Annotated in this window: 15 protein-coding genes; 2 read left to right on the top strand and 13 right to left on the bottom strand. The window is 43.3% G+C overall.

Annotated elements, in window-relative coordinates:
• Window positions 1-15: 15 nt before the first annotated feature.
• From BLT94_RS08910 to BLT94_RS08875, 8 genes are all read right to left on the bottom strand, one after another.
• A complete protein-coding gene (locus BLT94_RS08910) occupies window positions 16-822 on the bottom strand; it encodes an ABC transporter ATP-binding protein (protein WP_092232909.1) in 807 nt (268 codons plus the stop codon).
• Window positions 823-952: 130 nt separating this feature from the next.
• Entirely contained in the window at window positions 953-2,182 is a 1,230-nt protein-coding gene (locus BLT94_RS08905) for an ABC transporter substrate-binding protein (protein ID WP_092233018.1), read from the bottom strand.
• A gap of 77 nt (window positions 2,183-2,259) precedes the next feature.
• Window positions 2,260-3,354, bottom strand: coding sequence for a branched-chain amino acid ABC transporter permease (locus tag BLT94_RS08900; protein ID WP_092232906.1), 1,095 nt, complete (start codon window positions 3,352-3,354; stop codon window positions 2,260-2,262).
• Window positions 3,355-3,357: 3 nt separating this feature from the next.
• A complete protein-coding gene (locus BLT94_RS08895; RefSeq protein WP_092232903.1) occupies window positions 3,358-4,251 on the bottom strand; it encodes a branched-chain amino acid ABC transporter permease in 894 nt (297 codons plus the stop codon).
• The gene (locus tag BLT94_RS08890) at window positions 4,251-6,176 is read right to left on the bottom strand and encodes an AMP-binding protein (RefSeq protein WP_092232900.1); all 1,926 of its coding nucleotides are present in this window, start codon (window positions 6,174-6,176) and stop codon (window positions 4,251-4,253) included. The genes BLT94_RS08895 and BLT94_RS08890 overlap by 1 nt, the downstream gene beginning before the upstream one ends.
• 4 nt (window positions 6,177-6,180) lie before the next feature.
• Window positions 6,181-6,942: an ABC transporter ATP-binding protein gene (locus BLT94_RS08885; RefSeq protein WP_014956208.1), complete on the bottom strand. Its 762-nt coding sequence runs from the start codon at window positions 6,940-6,942 to the stop codon at window positions 6,181-6,183.
• 60 nt (window positions 6,943-7,002) lie between these two features.
• Window positions 7,003-8,508, bottom strand: coding sequence for an AMP-binding protein (locus BLT94_RS08880; RefSeq protein ID WP_092232897.1), 1,506 nt, complete (start codon window positions 8,506-8,508; stop codon window positions 7,003-7,005).
• Window positions 8,509-8,697: 189 nt separating this feature from the next.
• Window positions 8,698-11,037, bottom strand: a complete 2,340-nt coding sequence (locus BLT94_RS08875) for a sensor histidine kinase (RefSeq protein ID WP_092232894.1) — start codon at window positions 11,035-11,037, stop codon at window positions 8,698-8,700.
• 187 nt (window positions 11,038-11,224) lie between these two features.
• Here BLT94_RS08875 and BLT94_RS08870 point away from each other — a divergent pair, with 187 nt between their 5' ends.
• On the top strand, window positions 11,225-11,977 hold the full coding sequence (locus tag BLT94_RS08870) for a sensor histidine kinase (RefSeq protein ID WP_092232891.1): 753 nt from the start codon (window positions 11,225-11,227) through the stop codon (window positions 11,975-11,977).
• Window positions 11,978-12,061: 84 nt separating this feature from the next.
• On the opposite strand, the gene BLT94_RS08865 is transcribed toward BLT94_RS08870, so the two are convergent.
• The 5 genes from BLT94_RS08865 to BLT94_RS08845 form a co-directional block, all read right to left on the bottom strand.
• Window positions 12,062-12,586 (bottom strand): response regulator, encoded by a 525-nt coding sequence (locus BLT94_RS08865; RefSeq protein WP_092232888.1) that lies wholly within the window; start codon window positions 12,584-12,586, stop codon window positions 12,062-12,064.
• A 53-nt stretch (window positions 12,587-12,639) separates the two neighbouring features.
• Window positions 12,640-13,863 (bottom strand): aminotransferase class I/II-fold pyridoxal phosphate-dependent enzyme, encoded by a 1,224-nt coding sequence (locus BLT94_RS08860; RefSeq protein ID WP_092232885.1) that lies wholly within the window; start codon window positions 13,861-13,863, stop codon window positions 12,640-12,642.
• Window positions 13,863-14,900, bottom strand: a complete 1,038-nt coding sequence (gene tdh, locus BLT94_RS08855) for an L-threonine 3-dehydrogenase (RefSeq protein WP_245743058.1) — start codon at window positions 14,898-14,900, stop codon at window positions 13,863-13,865. Before tdh ends, BLT94_RS08860 begins: the two co-directional genes overlap by 1 nt.
• A gap of 116 nt (window positions 14,901-15,016) precedes the next feature.
• Window positions 15,017-16,069, bottom strand: a complete 1,053-nt coding sequence (locus BLT94_RS08850) for a radical SAM protein (RefSeq protein ID WP_092232882.1) — start codon at window positions 16,067-16,069, stop codon at window positions 15,017-15,019.
• 24 nt (window positions 16,070-16,093) lie between these two features.
• Window positions 16,094-16,642 carry a hypothetical protein gene (locus BLT94_RS08845; RefSeq protein ID WP_092232879.1) on the bottom strand — a complete coding sequence of 183 codons (549 nt, stop codon included), beginning with the start codon at window positions 16,640-16,642 and terminating at the stop codon, window positions 16,094-16,096.
• A gap of 161 nt (window positions 16,643-16,803) precedes the next feature.
• On the opposite strand from BLT94_RS08845, the gene BLT94_RS08840 reads away from it, so the two are divergent.
• On the top strand, window positions 16,804-17,868 hold the full coding sequence (locus tag BLT94_RS08840; protein ID WP_092232876.1) for a branched-chain amino acid aminotransferase: 1,065 nt from the start codon (window positions 16,804-16,806) through the stop codon (window positions 17,866-17,868).
• Window positions 17,869-17,885: the final 17 nt, after the last annotated feature.

Here is a 17,885-nt window from a genome sequence, read left to right as displayed (position 1 = left end):
TCCTGAAATTATATTTTACATCCAGCGTTTACGTCTTTTATAAGACTTTACATCCTTAAAGGATTTTCTTTTGCCGCCTTTGGTGATTCCCATATAAAACTCTTTTACATCAGGATTGTCCTGCAGCTCTTTTGACGGACCTTCCAGAACAATTTTACCGGACTCCATGATATACGCATAATCTGATATGGCCAGCGCCACTTTTGCATTCTGCTCAACCACCAGGATTGTGGTATCAAGTTCTTTATTGATTTTTTGAATATTATCAAATATTTCTTTGACCAGCAAAGGTGCCAGGCCAAGAGACGGTTCATCCAGCATCAGCATTTCAGGGGCTGCCATCAATGCCCTGGCAATGGCAATCATCTGCTGCTCCCCGCCGGAGCTGTATCCGGCCATCCGGTTGGTTACATTTGAGAGCCTGGGAAAATGTTTGTACATCAGCTCATTGTCTTCACGGATTTTAGCTGATCCGTCCTTGCGGGTAATGGACCCTACAATTATGTTTTCATTAACGGTCAGGTGTTTGAACACCCGTCTGCCTTCAGGCACCATAACAGCGCCCATTTTAACAATATCCGTTCCCATAAGATGGGTGGTATCAGTCCCGTTGAATTTGATATATCCTTCCTTGATGGCACCGTTTTCAGGCTTTAAAAGACCGGAGATCGCCCTTAAAGTGGTTGTTTTGCCCGCACCATTGGTACCCAGCAAGGATACGATACCGCCTTTGGGAACATTCAGGCTCACACCTCGCAATACCTGGATGATATCATTATAGACAACCTCAATATTATTTACTTCAAGCAGGTTTTTTCCCATATTCGTTTTCTTTTTTTTCAGGTTAATTTTACCGGAAATCCGGGTTAAGCTACAACTGGATTTCCGGTAAATTAAGGTTCAGCTTAGGTCACAAATTTGATTTGATGGCTCAAGAATCATTTGCCTTTGCTTATTTTATTTTTTTCATGAATTTTGACTGCATTGGTTCTCCTATCTTTTTGAACACACCATTCTGGACACTGTAAATCTGGAGCATGTCAACACCTGCACGGTCTGTTTTTGAATAGGTCACAGGTCCCATGGTTGTATAGGGATTATATGCATTTGCACCATTCATTGAATTGAGTTCGTTGTATAAAGTTTCTTTGGTTATTTTTTTCCCCTTTGCCTTGACTCTTTTGATGGTCTCGGTTGCAACCTGTGCCACCATTATGCCGGCAGCATAATTATGGGAATTGGCAGCCTTGTCGTCACGTCCATACAATTGGGCAAGGGCCAGCTGTTTTGTTGTTCCTTCACCTTTTTCAGATGTCAGGTTAAAAGAGCAGGTCCAGAAGTATCCTTCGCATGCATCCCCGGCCAGTGCAATCAGGTCGTTTCCACCGGTGTAATGAACGCCCAGGAAGGTCATTTTCCCTTGTTCGCCATAGGTTTTGGCCGTCAGTCCCAGGCGGGATGAATCTTTGAGCATTGTTGCAACAGGAGATTGAACCGTATGGCACAAAACATATTGAACCCCCTTGCTCATAAGCCGTTTTAACATGGCTGAATTGTCAAGGTCTTTGCCGTGTTCAACAACTTCAACAATTTCCAGGTTAAGGCCTGCGGCAACCGCTTTTTTTGCATCATCAACCGGCCCGCGTCCAAATGCGGATGGATGGATAAACATGGCAACTTTGGCTTTGCCGTCAGTGTGGTTTTGTGCCACATACTCGGAAAGAGCAACCAATTGTTCCGAATAGGAGGCTACAGGCAGAAAGATATAGTTGGAATCATCCAGGTTTCCCGCATGGTAGGAGGCGGGAAGAACCGCAATCCGTTCTTCTTCAAAATCCCTTTTCAGCCCCAGGGTGCTGCCGGTGGAATAGTTCAGATACATGACTATACCGTCATCAAGATACTCTTCAAAATTTCTTTTGGTGATATCGGTTTTATACTGGTCATCCCTGATGGTGCAGTCAATTTTATCGTCACCGAGTATGTTTGTTTCATTCACAAATTTAAAATAATCCTCAACCCCTTTTGCATAAGGATTTCCAGCATCAGATGTCGGGCCTGTGATGGCCAGCGACAGTCCCAGTTTGTATGCCTTTCCTCCGGCATTTGCAGGTGCGGTAAATGCAAACATAACGACAATAACCAGTAAAGCGTTCAAAAAAAATAGTTTTTGGATTTTCATGTTTTTTGTTCCTCCTTGGTTTGGGTTTAAGGCATTTGAAAAATTATAAAGCAAGACCATCATTATCAAAAAAAATATCAATAACGGAATGGCCACAGCTTTGTGTATGATTTGGCGATTCTCCACCAGTTTGCAATTCCCCTGGGTTCAAACATCAGGAACAAAACAATAACAAGGCCGAAGCTAAAAGGTTTTAATGCTGTTGCAAGATTCATGCTGGATGGCAGGTATTGTCCGGCAGCCTCTGAAAGATGCTCCACCTGCAGGTCCAGAAATTTAATGGCCACAGGTCCCCAGAATGATCCGTTTAAAGTTCCAAGGCCCCCGACAATGGCCATGGCAAGATAAGAAATGGATTCATGCAGGGTAAAGGATTCAAACCCGACACCCCGGTAAAGATATGCATGCAGGGCACCTGCAACACCGGCAAAGAAACCTGCCAGTGCAAATGCATAGACTTTTGTAAGACCGGGGTTGATTCCCATGGCATCTGCGGCACGGTCATTGTCCCTGACCGCTACAAGAGATCGTCCATAGCGGGTTTTTAAAAGGTTTCTTACCCCAAACCCCAGCAGAACCACTATGACAAGGATAATATAATACCAGAACAGATAATGATCCTTTCGTCCCACTTTACCCGTAAACCAGAACACCCTGCCCACAAATATGGTCTGGCCCTGGTTGAAAAAGGTCATAAAATTAATAACCCACTGGAAAATCATTTGAAATGAAAGAGTGGCAATAGCCAGGTAAAGATGTTTCAGCCGCAGGGCCGGCAGCCCGACAAGGGCACCGAATGCAGCACCCACAAATCCGCTGATAAGAATCAGCACAGGCCAGAAATGGGTGACAATGATATGGGAATCTCCAATGGTTCTGCAAAAGGATGCTATTGTGTACGCCCCGATACCGACAAATGCTGCATGGCCGATGGATATAAGGCCTGCAAACCCTGTCACCAGGTTCAATCCCATAACTGCCACAATGGCAATGAGAATATTATCCACCACAAGCATATATTTGTTGCTCAAGGGAAATAACAGGGGCCAGATGAAAAGAATTAACAAGAATAATGTAAACACGGAACGGTCAAGACTTGTAAAAAACGTTTTTTGTTCCTGCCTGTAGGTTGTGTGAAAATTACCCGTTGCTAACCATGAATTTGCTGACATAGGCTACACCCGCTCAATTTCATGAATTCCAAATAAACCGTGGGGTTTAAACAGAAGAATGATTAATAAAATAATATATGGCATGACATCCCCGGTGCCGTTCAATCCGAAATTACCATCCAGGTAACCGCTTGCAAACTGCTGGATCAATCCCATAATGATTCCTGCCACAACCGCGCCTAAAATTGAATCAAGGCCTCCCAGGATGACCACGGGAAACACAATAATACCAAATGCCTGGAGCGTTTCAAAGTTCAACCCGGTTATGTTGCCGATGATACAGCCTGCCGCTGCCGCCGACAGCCCTGCGGTTGCCCAGGCAAGTCCGAAGACCTTTGGCACGGAGATACCCACGGACATGGCACCGAACTGATCGTCGGACACTGCCCGCATGGAAATGCCAACAGTTGATTTTTTGAAAAACCAGGAAAATGCCCCGATCAGAAGACAGGTGATTATCACACCCACAAGCTGTGTCCATGAAATGGAAACACCTCCAAAGGTCAGAGGGGTCTGGGGCAAAAATGGCGGAAAAGAAAAATTTTCCGTGCCAAAAGGGGTGATAAAGATCAAACCGTCAATTATAGAGGCCAGCCCAATTGTCACCATGATAACCGAAATGATGGGTTCTCCGATCAGGCGGCGTAAAAAAATTCTTTCAACGCTCATGGCCAGAAAAAATGTGATTATCATGCCGGCCAGAAAAGAAAAGAAGATCGGTATTCCTAATCCTACAGTAAGGTAATAGGTGATAAATGCACCTGCTGCAATAATCTGCCCATGGGCAAAGTTTGCCACACGGCTGGATTTATAGACCAGCACCAGTCCCAATGCGGCTAAAGCATAAATAGAGCCGACCACAATGCCGCTGACTAAAATTTGAAAAAAATAACTCATCAAAATCCTTTCACCGTGTAAAACAAAATGCTTGTTTTAACCTTGGCTGACTGCCCGTCCTGATACTGGAAGGAAGCCTCAACCTCTTTTTTGTCAATAGATTCGTCATAAAGCGCATCATACAGGTTCTGGTATCGTTCCTGAACAAATTGACGGCGGATTTTACCGGTTTTGGTCAACTCCCCGTCATCCACATCCAAAAGTTTGTAGAGCAGGGCAAACCGCTTGATTTTAAAATGTTCTTTTTCAGCTCTACAGTTGACATCCTTTACCTGTTCCATAATAAGTTCAGCCACTTCAGGTCTGCCGGAAAGATCCATATATGTGGTAAAGGAAATGCCTTTGTCTTCAGCCCATTTGCCCACAACAACGGGATCAATGTTGATCAGGCACGCCACAAAGTCCTCGTTGTTGCCGTAAATCACCGCCTCTTTGATATATGGACTGAATTTGAGGGCGTTTTCCAGGAACATGGGAGAGAACATTTCTCCTTTATTGTTGTGCATCACGTCTGACAGGCGGTCGATAACCACCAGGTGGCCGTGTTCATCAATAAATCCGGCATCTCCCGAGTGAAGCCAACCGCCCTCCAGCAGTTCTTCGGATTTTTTCGGCAGATCATAATAGCCTGGGGAGACAGAAGCGGATCTGGACAGGATTTCCCCGTTGTCCGCGATTTTGCATTCGGTTCCGGGCAATGGCTTGCCAACGGTTTCGGGCCTCACATCACCGTCCCTGTGCATATAGGCAATCCCGGTTATTTCGGTTTGCCCGTAAATTTGTTTCAAATTTACCCCGATGGCCTGGTAAAAGGTGAAAAGTTCCGGCCCTAATGCAGCACCGCCAGTATAGGCGCGTTTTAGCCGCAACAGCCCGATCTGGTTGATCAGGGGGCGAAAGACCATCTGTTTGCCCAGCCATGATTTGAGTTTTAATCCCAACGGCATGGGTTTGCCTGTCATCCTGTAGTGTGCGGCTTTTAAACCTGCAGATATAAAATAATTATAGAATAATTTGTTCAACCAATAGGACTGGTCGATTTTCAGCCAGATTTCAGACCGGATGGTTTCATAAATCCTTGGGGCACCGAACATGAAATGGGGTCCGATTTCCTTTAAATCCGACATGGCTGTTTCAACGGATTCGGGAAAGTTAATGGTGATTCCCGTGGCCATGGCAACCCCGAATGAGTTCATCTGTTCACCGATCCAGGCAAAAGGCAGAAACGAGACATATTCATCCGTAGGCTCCAGAGGATCGACATCGGTTATTTTTACTCCCATGTTGATATAATTTTTATGGGTCATGATGGTGCCTTTGGGAAGCCCCGTGGTTCCAGAGGTCAGGCACAGGTGACAGGCATCGTCCGGCTTGCCTTGATCCACAAGGATTTCAAAAATATCAGGATCTTTTGCATGAATTTTTTCACCCAGTTTGTAAATATCTTTGATATCAACAAACCAGTCATCAGACATATATTCTCTCATACCTCTTGGGTCTTCAAAAATGACTTTTTTAACATTGGGGATCTGATCTCTGATATCCAGAACCTTGTCCACCTGTTCCTGGTTGTCGCAAAATACCACGGTAACTTTCAGGTATTGAATGATCTGGGCAATTTCACGGGGCATGCTGGTTTGATAGATACCGGCTGAAACAGCACCAATGGCGTGCGCTCCAATGGCTGTAAACAAAAGTTCGGGAATATTATCACTGATGATGGCAATGGTTTCTCCTTTGCCCAGCCCGATGTTTTTGAGACCAAGGGCGGTTTTGCGGACATGGTCATAGTAATCTTCCCAGGTATAGGTGTTCCAGATTCCAAAATCTTTTTCCCTTAGCGCCGGGCGTTTGGGCGTGCTGTTAACCCGCCAGCGAAGCAATTGGGGAATGGAGTATTCAAGTAGGTGATCATTCTTGCTCATAGATTTAATCCTCTCCAATATAAGCTTCAATTACTTTAGGATTCTGGGCAACCTCCTCAGGAGTTCCGGAACCGATCACCTCGCCGAAATCAAGAACATAAATTTGGTCTGAAATGTCCATGACAACCCCAAGGTCATGCTCTACCAGCACCACAGTAATCTCTTTTTCTTTTTGAATATCCATCACAAAGCGGACGATATCCTCTTTTTCTTCCTGGTTCATTCCAGCCATGGGTTCATCCAAAAGAAGGATATCCGGTGCAAGGGTTAAGGCACGGGCCACCTCGACTTTTTTTTGCACCCCATAGCTTAAGTTCCCCACAAGGCTTTTCCTGTAAGGCTCCAGTTCCATAAAATCTATGATGGTTTCGACATGTGCCCTGTTTTCAGCTTCAATCCGGGAGGCCTTTCCGTAGAAAAATATCGCGTGCAAAAAGCTGTATTTTAAATTCTGGTGACGGGCCAGAAGAAGATTGTCCAGAACCGAAAGGCCGGAAAAAAGCTCAAGATTTTGAAATGCCCTTGCAATCCCCATATTTGATACCTGGTGGGGCGAAGAGTTGGTCAGTTTTTTGTCCTTGTAAAAAATATCGCCGCGGGTGGGGTGGTAAAAACCTGATATGCAGTTGAGCATACTTGTTTTGCCTGCGCCATTAGGGCCGATAATAGATGTGATCAGACCCGGTTCAATGATCATGTCTACATTGGATAGGGCTTTAAGGCCGCCAAAAGAGAGTGTTACGTCAGAAACAGTTAAATGTGCCATATACAACCCCGGTTTTAAGTCAGATTAAAGAGAACCTGCATCTCATAAAAAGAAATGTTTTCAGGCATATTTTATTTTAATTTTCTCACGGTCGATTTTGCCGTCACCTGCCTTTGGCAGATCGGTTATAAATTGAACATATCCTGGTTTTTTGTAACCGGCAATGCGTGATCCGCAAAATCGTATCAGCTCATCTTCTGTCAGTTTGCAGCCTGGATTCAGCGAGCAGACAGCTTTGATGCCTTCCCCGAATTTTGGGTCCGGAACCCCGAATACACAGACTTCTTTGATTGCGTCATGCTCAAGAATTGCTTGTTCAACTTCAGCGGGAAAAACATTTTCTCCACCCGGCTTGATAAGTTCTTTTTCAGCTTTTCTGCCTTTAAAAAACAAAAATCCCTCTGAATCAATCATTCCAAGGTCTCCGGTATGGTGCCACCCGCCCCTGAAGGTGTGGGCATTGAGTTTGTCGGCATTCCAGTACCCCTGAAACACCAGGGGCCCTTTGACAAGGATTTCCCCGGTTTCACCGGGAGGCAGAAGCGTGTCATATTCATCTGCTGTTTTAATATTGGCAAGAGGTGAGATTCTGCCGGCTGACCCAGGTTTTGCAAAGTATTCGGCAAATGTGATCAGGCCTGATGTTTCGGTTTGTCCGTACATGGTCCAGAATTTGGAATCCGTAACTTTTTCCCATTTTTTTGCCGTATCCTGCATTTCAAGCCCGGCCGCGATTTCAAGGCTTGACAGATCAAACTTGCGCTCTTTCATGGCATCCATCAGATTTGTCAGTATTGGGGGAAAGGAACCAAAAATATTAACTTTTTGTTCCTGGATAAGTTCCAGGGTTTTGAGAGGGTCAAATTTTTCTTGTATCACATTTTTACCACCTGCTTGAAGTGTTCCCAACCCTATATTTATTCCCATAATATGAAATAACGGCAAAACGTTTAAATAGGTTTTGGTTTCATCAAGGCTGTATGCGTTGATGATCTGCTGGTTGGCCAGAATAAGATTTTCCTGTCCCAGTGCAGCCCCCCTGGGTTTGCCCTGAACGGCCGCTGTATGAATTATTACAAAAGGATCTGTCGGGCGGCATGGAACCGGGTTTTTAATTGGCGTGTCATGATATAATTTTGAAAAACCGGAATCTTTTTTATCGTCAACAACATAACAGTGTTCAAGACAGGAAAATGATGTCGTAAGTTTCCCGGCCTGATCAGCCATTTCTTTGTCGCAGACAATCAAGCAGGGCGTTGTATCTTCAATAATAAAGCTGATTTCGTCCTGGCTCAGTCGCCTGTTGATGAGAACAAGCGTAATGTTGAGTGCGGATGCCGCACCAAACAGATGAAAAAAAACAGGATGGTTTTTGCACAGAACAGCTACCCTGCTGCCAAAAGCCAGGTTCAGGTTTTTGAGGCCGTTTGCAAGTTTGCCGGCTTGCAAGAAAAGATCCGAATAGGTGATATCCGATCCTTCCCAGTGAATGGCACAAGATGAACCTTTGTAAAGTGCGTTTCTTTCGTAGATGTCGAAATAGGTCAGATTGTGAAGACTGTTCATAACGCGTCACTCCTTGCCAAAAGCATAAACTGTTAAACTGTAAAAAACTTTAAAAATTCAATCAACTGTAAAAATTCACCTCATTTTTTTTAAAATCTTGCTGGAAATCAATTTAAGCCAGTATTGACAAACCAAACGAGCGCTCAGTCTCAATATGTCTCTAGTAATAATTTAATTTGTTCTGGTTTGTCAAAGACTTTTTTTTATTATTTTTTTTTCACACGGAAAGAACAATGTAAAAATTGAGTATCCTGAATTTAAACAATCCGTCCGGGTTTGGCAAAACCGGCAAGCCTTGATATCACCAGGGCATGTCGCATCGTTTTTCTCCAAAAGGAAGCGGCATCGTTTTGATTCCATTTTCAGTGTAAAGCCAAGACGGTCTGAAAATATTTTCATACGCAACAGGTCCGCACCTTTACCTCCTGCATTAAATGAAAAGGGTGTTTTCGTGGAATACAGCAAGGTCTCCTGAGTGCTGAAAAATCCTTCAAAGATTCTTTTCCGGGCATCTGCTTCAATGCCCACACCAAAATCATGTATGCAAAAGAGAATTCCGGCATCTTTTGTTTTAATAAAAATATGGATTTTGCCGTAGTCAGGGGTATTTTCAATGGCATTTTTAACAAGTCCGCCAATTGTTTTATCCAGGATTTCTTCGGGCAGCAGAAGAACCGGCAGGTTGTCATCCACAAAAATCTCAATATCAATGGGCCTGAATTCAAATTCAGGCTTAAGGGAATCGTATAGTTCTTTGAAATATTCGGAAAAGACAATCGGCCTGTAATTAATTGATCTGGGCCCGAATTTGTCATCAATCAATTGCGTGATTGATTGTTCAAGATTGTCTGAATTAAGGTTTTCCAGGATAAGAGTTTCAAGTTCATCCTGGCAGATTTCAAACATCTTTAACAACATAGTTTGGGCAGAATAGGTTTTGTCTTCCATGATATCTGCCACCTCATCCTGGATATCAACGATTCTGTTCAGTGTTCTTTCAATTCTGTCCAGAGTGCTGCTGGACTCTATCCCTTTCACTGATTCAAGCTTCTTTTTTAAGATCTGCAAAGAACCGTTAAGTATGGCCACAGGTGTTCTCAGTTCATGGGAAAGGTGGTTGATGGCTTTTCCTTTGGCACGGTTCATGGACGCCACATCTCTGTAAGCCTCTTTGAGAGCTTCGGCAAACCTTGCATTTTCAATGGAGATGGCAACGGTTCCGGCTATCATGGTCATAAGTTCCATATCATTATAATCAAACCGGTTCTGTTTTTTGTTGATGGCGCACAAAACCCCGATGATTCTGTCCTCGCTTTTAATGGGAACTTCCAGGAGACTTTTTGTTTTGTATCCCAGTTTCTCATCCCTTTCAGGGTAATTGTCTGCCAGCTTTTCTATATCATTCACCAGGGCATATTCACCGGTTTTGATAATTTTACCGGCCAGGAGAGAATCAACCGGAAAACGGATGGTTTTTGTTCTTTTTTCCGTATCAAAATCATCATAGGATGCACCGGTGAAAAACAGTTCCTCTTTGATCTCATCATACAGGAGAACCACGGCTCCTTCAGTGTTTAAAAGCTCTTTGACCTCTTTTGAAATATAATTCATCAGATCTTCAAGTTCAGGATATTCCGGGAGAACAGCACTGATTCTCATAATGGTCTTATTGTTTGCTTCAAGCCGTTTTTCTTCGGTAATATCTCTTAAGATCACAAAGGTTTCCGTTGGCCCTGTTTTAACTCTTGAATGGGATGCGGCCCATAGTACAACATCCAGTACCTTGCCCTCCCGTGTAAGCCGCTGTGTTTCGTAACGGGCAAGGGACTTTTGTGTTTCAAATTTATTTATCATTTCATGGGTTTCCGCTTTAAGGGCTTGGGGCACAAACGGAACAGGTTTGCCTTTGAGTTCTTCTATGGACCATCCAAATGTTTTTGAAAAAGACGGGTTTAAATAAGAAACCAATCCTTTTTCATCATATACGATAATGGGATAGGGGATAAATTCCAGAATTTTTCGATAAATACGGTAGAGTTCTTTTTTTTTCCTTTCAGCCATTTTTGTTTCGGTTACATCCTGGAGGGTTTCAACAGCACCTGCAATGTTTCCATGATCGTCCGTATAGGGAGATGCGGTAAAAAACAGCCATTTGCCTTCTTTATTCAAGTCCTGGAAAAAGTCGGTGGCTGCAAATCTTTCTTTGTCTTTGGAAGAGTGATTGTATTTTGGGCCGTAATGCTCAATGATTTTGGCATCTGAAGATTTGTCAATGATCAGGTCCGCCATAACCGGCCGTTTTGAAGAATAAAAGGCCTTCCACTGGTTTTTTGTGCCGATCATGTCACTGGCGGACAGTCCTGACAATGCTTCAAGAGCCTTGTTAAAATGGGTGATGGTATGGGTTTTGTCAACGACAAACATGGGAATGGGAGCTTTGAAAATAATATTATTCAGCTCATGGTTTTGTTTTTCTAGCTTTTCTATTTTATTTTCAAGTGCAGCAACATACTCTTCATTGTTTTTCATAAATAAACCCCAAAAGACTTTACAAGATTCGTTGATACCCGTATAACAAAATTTATGATTTATTCAAATGATAATAAGGTTTTAAATGTTCTTTGCCAAAGTGCGGCTAATGTGTAACAATCAATTACAATATGTAAGCGATTACAATATATAAAATCATTGATTAAAATTGCAAGGATTTTAAAGTTTGAAGGAAAAAACAACAAGCGCTACGATCAAAACCGAGATTCTTATTCATGATTTAAAGGTGCCCATTTCAGTAATAGATGCCGGGGCCAAATCATTGCTGAATCGACAGGATTCCTATGGTCCCCTTACGGATAAACAGATCAAAGTACTCAAAAGAATTATCAGGAACACCTTGACAACACAGCGGCTTGTAAATGATGTGCTGGAGCTTGGAAGATCCAGGGAAGGGGTAATGATCACCACTGATTTTTCCATCTCGTCCCTTGTGAAAAATGTGTTGATGGAAATTTTTGATCTTTCCAATCCAGGCGTGGCAGAGATGATTCGAAAAACCGGAACCTATGCTGAATTTCAACAGGCATTGCAGGATAGCAGGGCCGGGTTATCTTTTGATCCAAAAGTCTGGCAAACCGTGGTTCATCTTGACGAGGCCAAGGTAAGACAGATTTTGAGAAATCTTGTGAGCAATGCATTTAAGCATCGCGCCTCTTTTGTGGGGATTTCAGGCACTATTGTGGAAAAACAACTGATTTTAAGAGTAACAGATGACGGCAGGGGCATACCTCCGGCCGATCATCAGAAAATTTTTGAAACCTATTTTACCACAGGCTCGTCCATTGAGAGTGCGATTCGAAGTCATGGCCTTGGGCTTGCCGGTGTAATGATATTGTTAAAGGATATGGGAGGCGCGCTTAAGTTGAATTCAGACGATGGAAAAGGTGCTGAATTTATTGTGACGATTCCATTATAGGCTTTTATATATCAAATAACTTCTAACCTGTTGGAATCAAATCTCTTTTGTCTTTTGTTGTGGCAGCTCAATCATTCATGGCTGTTATTCCATTTTTTGAATGTCATCCCTTGAGGCGATCTGTTTTTCATCAAATTCATCCCAGAAATCCCTGTCTTTTTTTCGCCAGCCTTCCCCGAATATTTTATCAAATACGGGCTTGAGAAGGGAAAACCATGTGACATGGACTTTTTTCCCTTGTTGTCTTGCGGTCAAAATATCTGCAATATAAAGGGAAATATCCACAAGTTTGTCTTTGGGTACATAAGCGTCAGCCTGCTGTTCAATGGACTGTTTTAAATTGTCAGGAGTGAGGGCATGAGCTGTGAGCATCAAGGAGGGGATATCAATTTTATTGGTGATTTTTAAAAGGTCATAGCCCTTAACTCCCATGATGTCCAGAACGGCAGCATCATAGGTGTTGTTTCTCAAATGGGCGACAGCCTCTTCAAAGGTTGCAGCCGTATCAACCGAACACATGTAAAGCAACTCTTTAAGAGTTTCCAAGATATCTGTTTCATCATCAACCACAAGAATTTTTTTGTTTTCAAGGATATTTTGATTGTCCATTCAGGCTCCTGTTTTAGTTGCAGGCAATCATGGGAAATTATTTTGATGTTATTTTAATCAAATTGATCTAATAATTCAATGACATGATTTATATCGGCAAATGTATGACAGGCATTGATTTGAAATCTGATGGTCTCATCTCCTTTGGGCACAACGGGAAATGTTAATCCGACAACCAGGACACCATTATTGAATAAATAATTCACAAGATCATGGGTTTTTGTTGTGTCTCTAACCAATAACGGTACAACCGGATGGGGCCCTGTGATAGATTCTTTGCCAAGTCCTTCAAGTCCCTGCCGGAATTGGTTGGTTCTTTTTTGTAAGTCACAAAGCAATTGGCGTCCCTGAGCGCTGTCACAAATATCAATGGCCTTTATGGCGGCGGCGCAGTCTGCAACACTCAACGGGTTGGTATAAATATAGGTGTCTGCCTTTTGCCGGACGGATTCGATAATGCTGTTGCTTGCACAAATAAATCCTCCGTTCACACCAAAGGCTTTGCCAAAGGTTCCGATAATGATGTCCGGTGCTGCATTGCAAAATTCAGGGGTGCCGCGCCCGGTATCACCATAGGCACCGATCCCGTGTGAGTCATCAACAACCGTGATCACTCCGTCTTTGAATTTTGAATCATATGATTTGCAGATTTTAGTGATTTCATTGATGGGAGCATAATCTCCTCTCATGCTGAAAATACCGTCAAATATAACGACAACCCGTTCCATGCAGGGGCTGACCTCATCTAAGCAGCGTTTCAGGTCAGCCATGTCATTGTGCTTGAATATGCCTTTGTTTTCTTTGGGAATACTGCTGATTCGCATGGCCCTGATAATGCTGTTATGGTTGAGCTGGTCACCGATCCAATGGGTTTTTTTGTTGGAAATGGAGAGGGCAAGGCCGCAGTTTGCAGTGTAGGCGGAATTGAAAATTTTGGCAGCAGGTTTATTTGTAAATGCCGCCACTTTTTTTTCAAGACGGTCGTGATACACAAAGGTGCCGTCTATGAATCTTACAGCCCCTGGTCCTACGCCGAATTTATGAGTTGCCTTGTCTGCCGCATCTATAAGGTCCGGGTGATTGGAAAGAGACAGGTAAGAGTTGGAGTTCAGCCGGATAAACTCATTATCATTTCCCTCAAGTTTATATCGCGGGCCATTGTTGCCTTTGGGCGGAATATAGTGTTCAATTATTCTTTCAGTGGGTTTGGCGCGGCCTTCGAGTTTTAAGGCGTCTAATTCCTGTTCCAGGGATATGTCAAGCTTGTGTGTACTCATTATTTGTTCCAGTTCAGTATGACTTTGCCTGATTGACCGGATCTCATTGCCTCAAATCCTTTTTCAAATTCAGTGTAGTCAAATGTGTGTGTGATCAAAGGTGAAATATCAAGTCCGCTTTGAATCATGCTGTTCATTTTATACCAGGTTTCATACATTTCCCTGCCGTAAATGCCTTTGATGGTCAACATGTTAAATACAACCTTGTTCCAGTCTATGTCCGTATTATCGGGCATGATGCCCAGAAGGGCGATTTTTCCCCCATGGCACATATTATTCAGAATGGAAGCCAGGGCGGCAGGGTTGCCGGACATCTCCATGGCCACATCAAATCCCTCTTTCATGCCAAGCTCTTTTTGGGCCTGCTCAATGCTTTGCTGTGTAACATCAATGGTCAGGGTTGCCCCTGCTTTTTTTGCCAGATCAAGCCTGTAGGGATTGACATCTGTCACCACCACATATCTTGCCCCTGCATGTTTTGCAATGGCTGCTGCCATGCATCCGATGGGGCCTGCCCCTGTGATCAGGACATCTTCACCCAGGACATCAAAGGAGAGGGCCGTGTGGGTGGCATTTCCAAGAGGGTCAAAACAGGCCAGCACATCAAGGGGGATTGTTTTATCACAATACCATACATTGGTTACCGGGATGGCCAGGTACTGGGCGTGTGCCCCTGGTCTGTTGACCCCCACGCCTTTGGTGTTCCTGCACAAGTGCCTCCGTCCGGCCAGGCAGTTGCGGCAACGGCCGCAAACCAGGTGGCCTTCACCTGACACAAGGTCTCCCGGCTTAAAATCAACCACATGGGAACCTGTTTTTTCAATGGTTCCCACAAATTCATGGCCGATGTGCATGGGAATTGGAATGGTTTTTTGCGACCATTTGTCCCAGTTGTAAATATGGACATCTGTCCCGCAGATAGCGGTTTTGATGATTTTTATCAGCACCTCATTGTGTGCAATATCAGGAATTGGAACATCCTGAAGCCATAAGCCTTGTTCCGGCTTTGCTTTAACAAGCGCTTTCATGGTTTTCATGGCAGATAAATCCGATAAATTTAGATACGGTTTGATAATTCTCCATAAAAAAGCCTATACCACACCTGTTCATTAAATGCCATTTATAAAGGAGACTTTGACAGTCTTTATCGTATTCAAGAAATAAAAGGTGATGAATAATGGTCAATGCCTTTTTGAATCAAGGCCATTAAATTCTCTTTTTCTTTTGGAAATTGATACCCTTCATAATCATGTGTTAACAGGAGTTGTCCATTGGGGGCACTCCAGAAATTTCCCGCATGGTCAAAGCAGACTTTGGAGGTTACGTCAAGGGCTTTTAGGGTCTGTTTTATTTCCAACAGCTGTTCTTTGGGTGTCAGGCGATCCAGTTCATTTCGTGACGCTTTTTCATGCAATATGGTTCCTGGCCGGGGGGTAAAGGGCCGTGACCTGATATAGTGTGGGTTGATCAGGTTGAGGGTATGGGCTGTATTTGCTGCATGGTCTTTTGAAAAGGTCTTGCCGCCAAGGCCCGGCATCCAGTATTCCGAAACCTGAAATCCTGCTTCCATGGCTTTTTGGCCGCCTTTTACATGGTCTTCCGGTGTTGCCCCTTTTTTGATTTTTTTCAACAAGGCTGCATCACCTGTTTCAAGCCCGATATGGAGACGGTCAAGACCTGCTTTGCGGATTTTTTCAAGGTCGGCAGCAGGTTTTCTGGCAATGGTTCTTGACCGGCCATAGGATGTGATTCTTTCAATTGTGGGAAAGGTTGTCTTTAAATGGTTCAGTACCTGGATCATGTGATCGGTTTTCATGATCAGGCTGTCTGCATCCTGTAAAAAAACGGTTTTTCCTCCTGAGGCAAGCCAGGTTAAGAGCATTGAAATACCTGGGTGGAAATAGAGTCCGGGTGCTTTTTTTATGAATTCACCAACTGCCTGGTTTGTGATTTGGCCTTCTTGCCCCAGTTTTATGGACATCTTTTTGATCTGTAAATATATGTCATTCATGACATTTATATCTTGAATGATATCTTCTGGTTTGCGCAGTTCAAATTTTTCCGATTTGTACATGGCGCAGAATGTGCAGTGGTTCCATGGGCAGTTTCGGGTAAGCCTCACAAGAAGGGATGCACTGCCGCCTTCACTGGGCGGCCGGTACATGCCGGTTTCAAAATCATAGGTTTCTAAAGGACTGTCCTGCATGATATCTCCTGGTATTTCCTTGTTTTATTTGAGTTTTTCATACGCAGACAGCAAAAACAATGTCGCAAATGGCTGAAGAAGCAAAAAACCGATAAAAGATGAAGCACCAATGGTTGTCAGGGCGAAGAAGATAATAAAAACAATGATATGATCTGACACAGGAGAGCTTGTTACCATGGCCGTGCTTTCTTTGACGGCATCAACAAGCCCGTATTGTTTGTCCACCATGACGGGAATCATATAAAGGCATGTGTAGCCAATGATAAGGGAAAATAAAATGCCGGGAATAATAAAGAGTGTGAATCCAACCATAGTGACAATAAAGACAATCAGCCCGAAAATGAATAACGGTAAAAACAGCCCGAGTTGTGAAAAAACGTCCTGGGCTTTGGGCTCCCGATTATATTTTAACAGCTGATACAAGGAGTGGGTATACCCTGCAAAAGCAACAGGCGCAAGGATGCCGATGGAAAAAATACTGACGGCCGCTACAACAAGCGTAAGAATGATCAATGATAAAATATTATTGATACAATGAGTCCAGGCAGTTTCAACATGATATTTCACATCCATTTTTTTTTCCTTTGTCTTAAGCAGATAAATAATTTAATATAGTAACCGAAAAAAAATAAGCCCGTCAATATAAACAAATAAAATTATTTTGGCAAATAATGAAATTACAGCTTATTTTTTGCACAACACCATTAATATTAATTAAATTTACGGAGGAAAGAATGGAAATTAAAGTCACCCTTGCCCAGACGAACAGAACACTGCCTCAGGATTCTGCGTTAGGGTTTGGCAATGTGTTTACTGATCATATGTTTGTCATGGATTATTCTAAAGATAACGGGTGGCATGATGCTCGAATAGAACCTTATGCTGATTTTAGTGTTCCACCTTCTGCAATGGTGTTTCATTATGGTCAGGCCATTTTTGAGGGATTAAAAGCCTATAAAACCCCGGATAAAAAGATCTGCCTTTTCAGGGCAAAAGATAATTTTGAAAGAATGAACCGGTCTGCAAAAGGCCTGTGTATCCCGCAGATTGATGTTGATTTTGTCATGGATGCCATGAAAAAATTGATCAAACTGGAAGAAAAATGGATTCCTGAAACCCTTGGAACCTCACTTTATATACGACCCACAATCATAGCAACCGATCCGTTCCTCGGGGTGCGCGCGTCTTACACTTATAAGTTTTTCATTATTCTGTCTTCTGTTGGGGCATACTATGCCGACGGTCTGAATCCTGTGAAAATCTGGGTGGAAAAGGAGCATGTCAGGGCTATCAGAGGGGGGATGGGGGAATTTAAGACTGCTGCTAATTATGCTGCCAGTCTGTTTGCATCTGAAGAGGCAAAAAAGAATGGATATGACCAGGTACTCTGGCTGGATGGCATTGAAAGAAAGTATATCGAAGAGGTTGGTGCCATGAATATTTTCCTGCTTATCGGGGATGAACTGGTGACGCCCATTCTGAATGGGAGTATTCTGCCTGGAATCACAAGGTATTCTGTTATCAGTCTGGCAAAAAAATGGGGCATGAATATATCTGAAAGGAAAATCAGCGTTGAAGAAGTATTTAAGGCTCATGAAGACGGTAAACTGACAGAAATTTTCGGTTCAGGAACAGCTGCGGTGATTTCTCCTGTGGGTGAAATACGGTATGGAGACAAGGTTATTTCCATTGGGGATGGTACACCTGGTGAAACCGCAATGAAGTTCTATAATGCATTAACCGACATCCAGTACGGAAAAGCCGAAGATACTGAAAACTGGCTTGAACTCATTGGTTAACTCTTATTTTATATGGA

Source organism: Desulfobacula phenolica, assembly GCF_900105645.1.
GTDB classification, from domain to species: domain Bacteria; phylum Desulfobacterota; class Desulfobacteria; order Desulfobacterales; family Desulfobacteraceae; genus Desulfobacula; species Desulfobacula toluolica.
The sequence above is the reverse complement of the archived record's forward strand: the minus strand, read 5'-3'. Positions and strand labels throughout refer to the sequence as shown.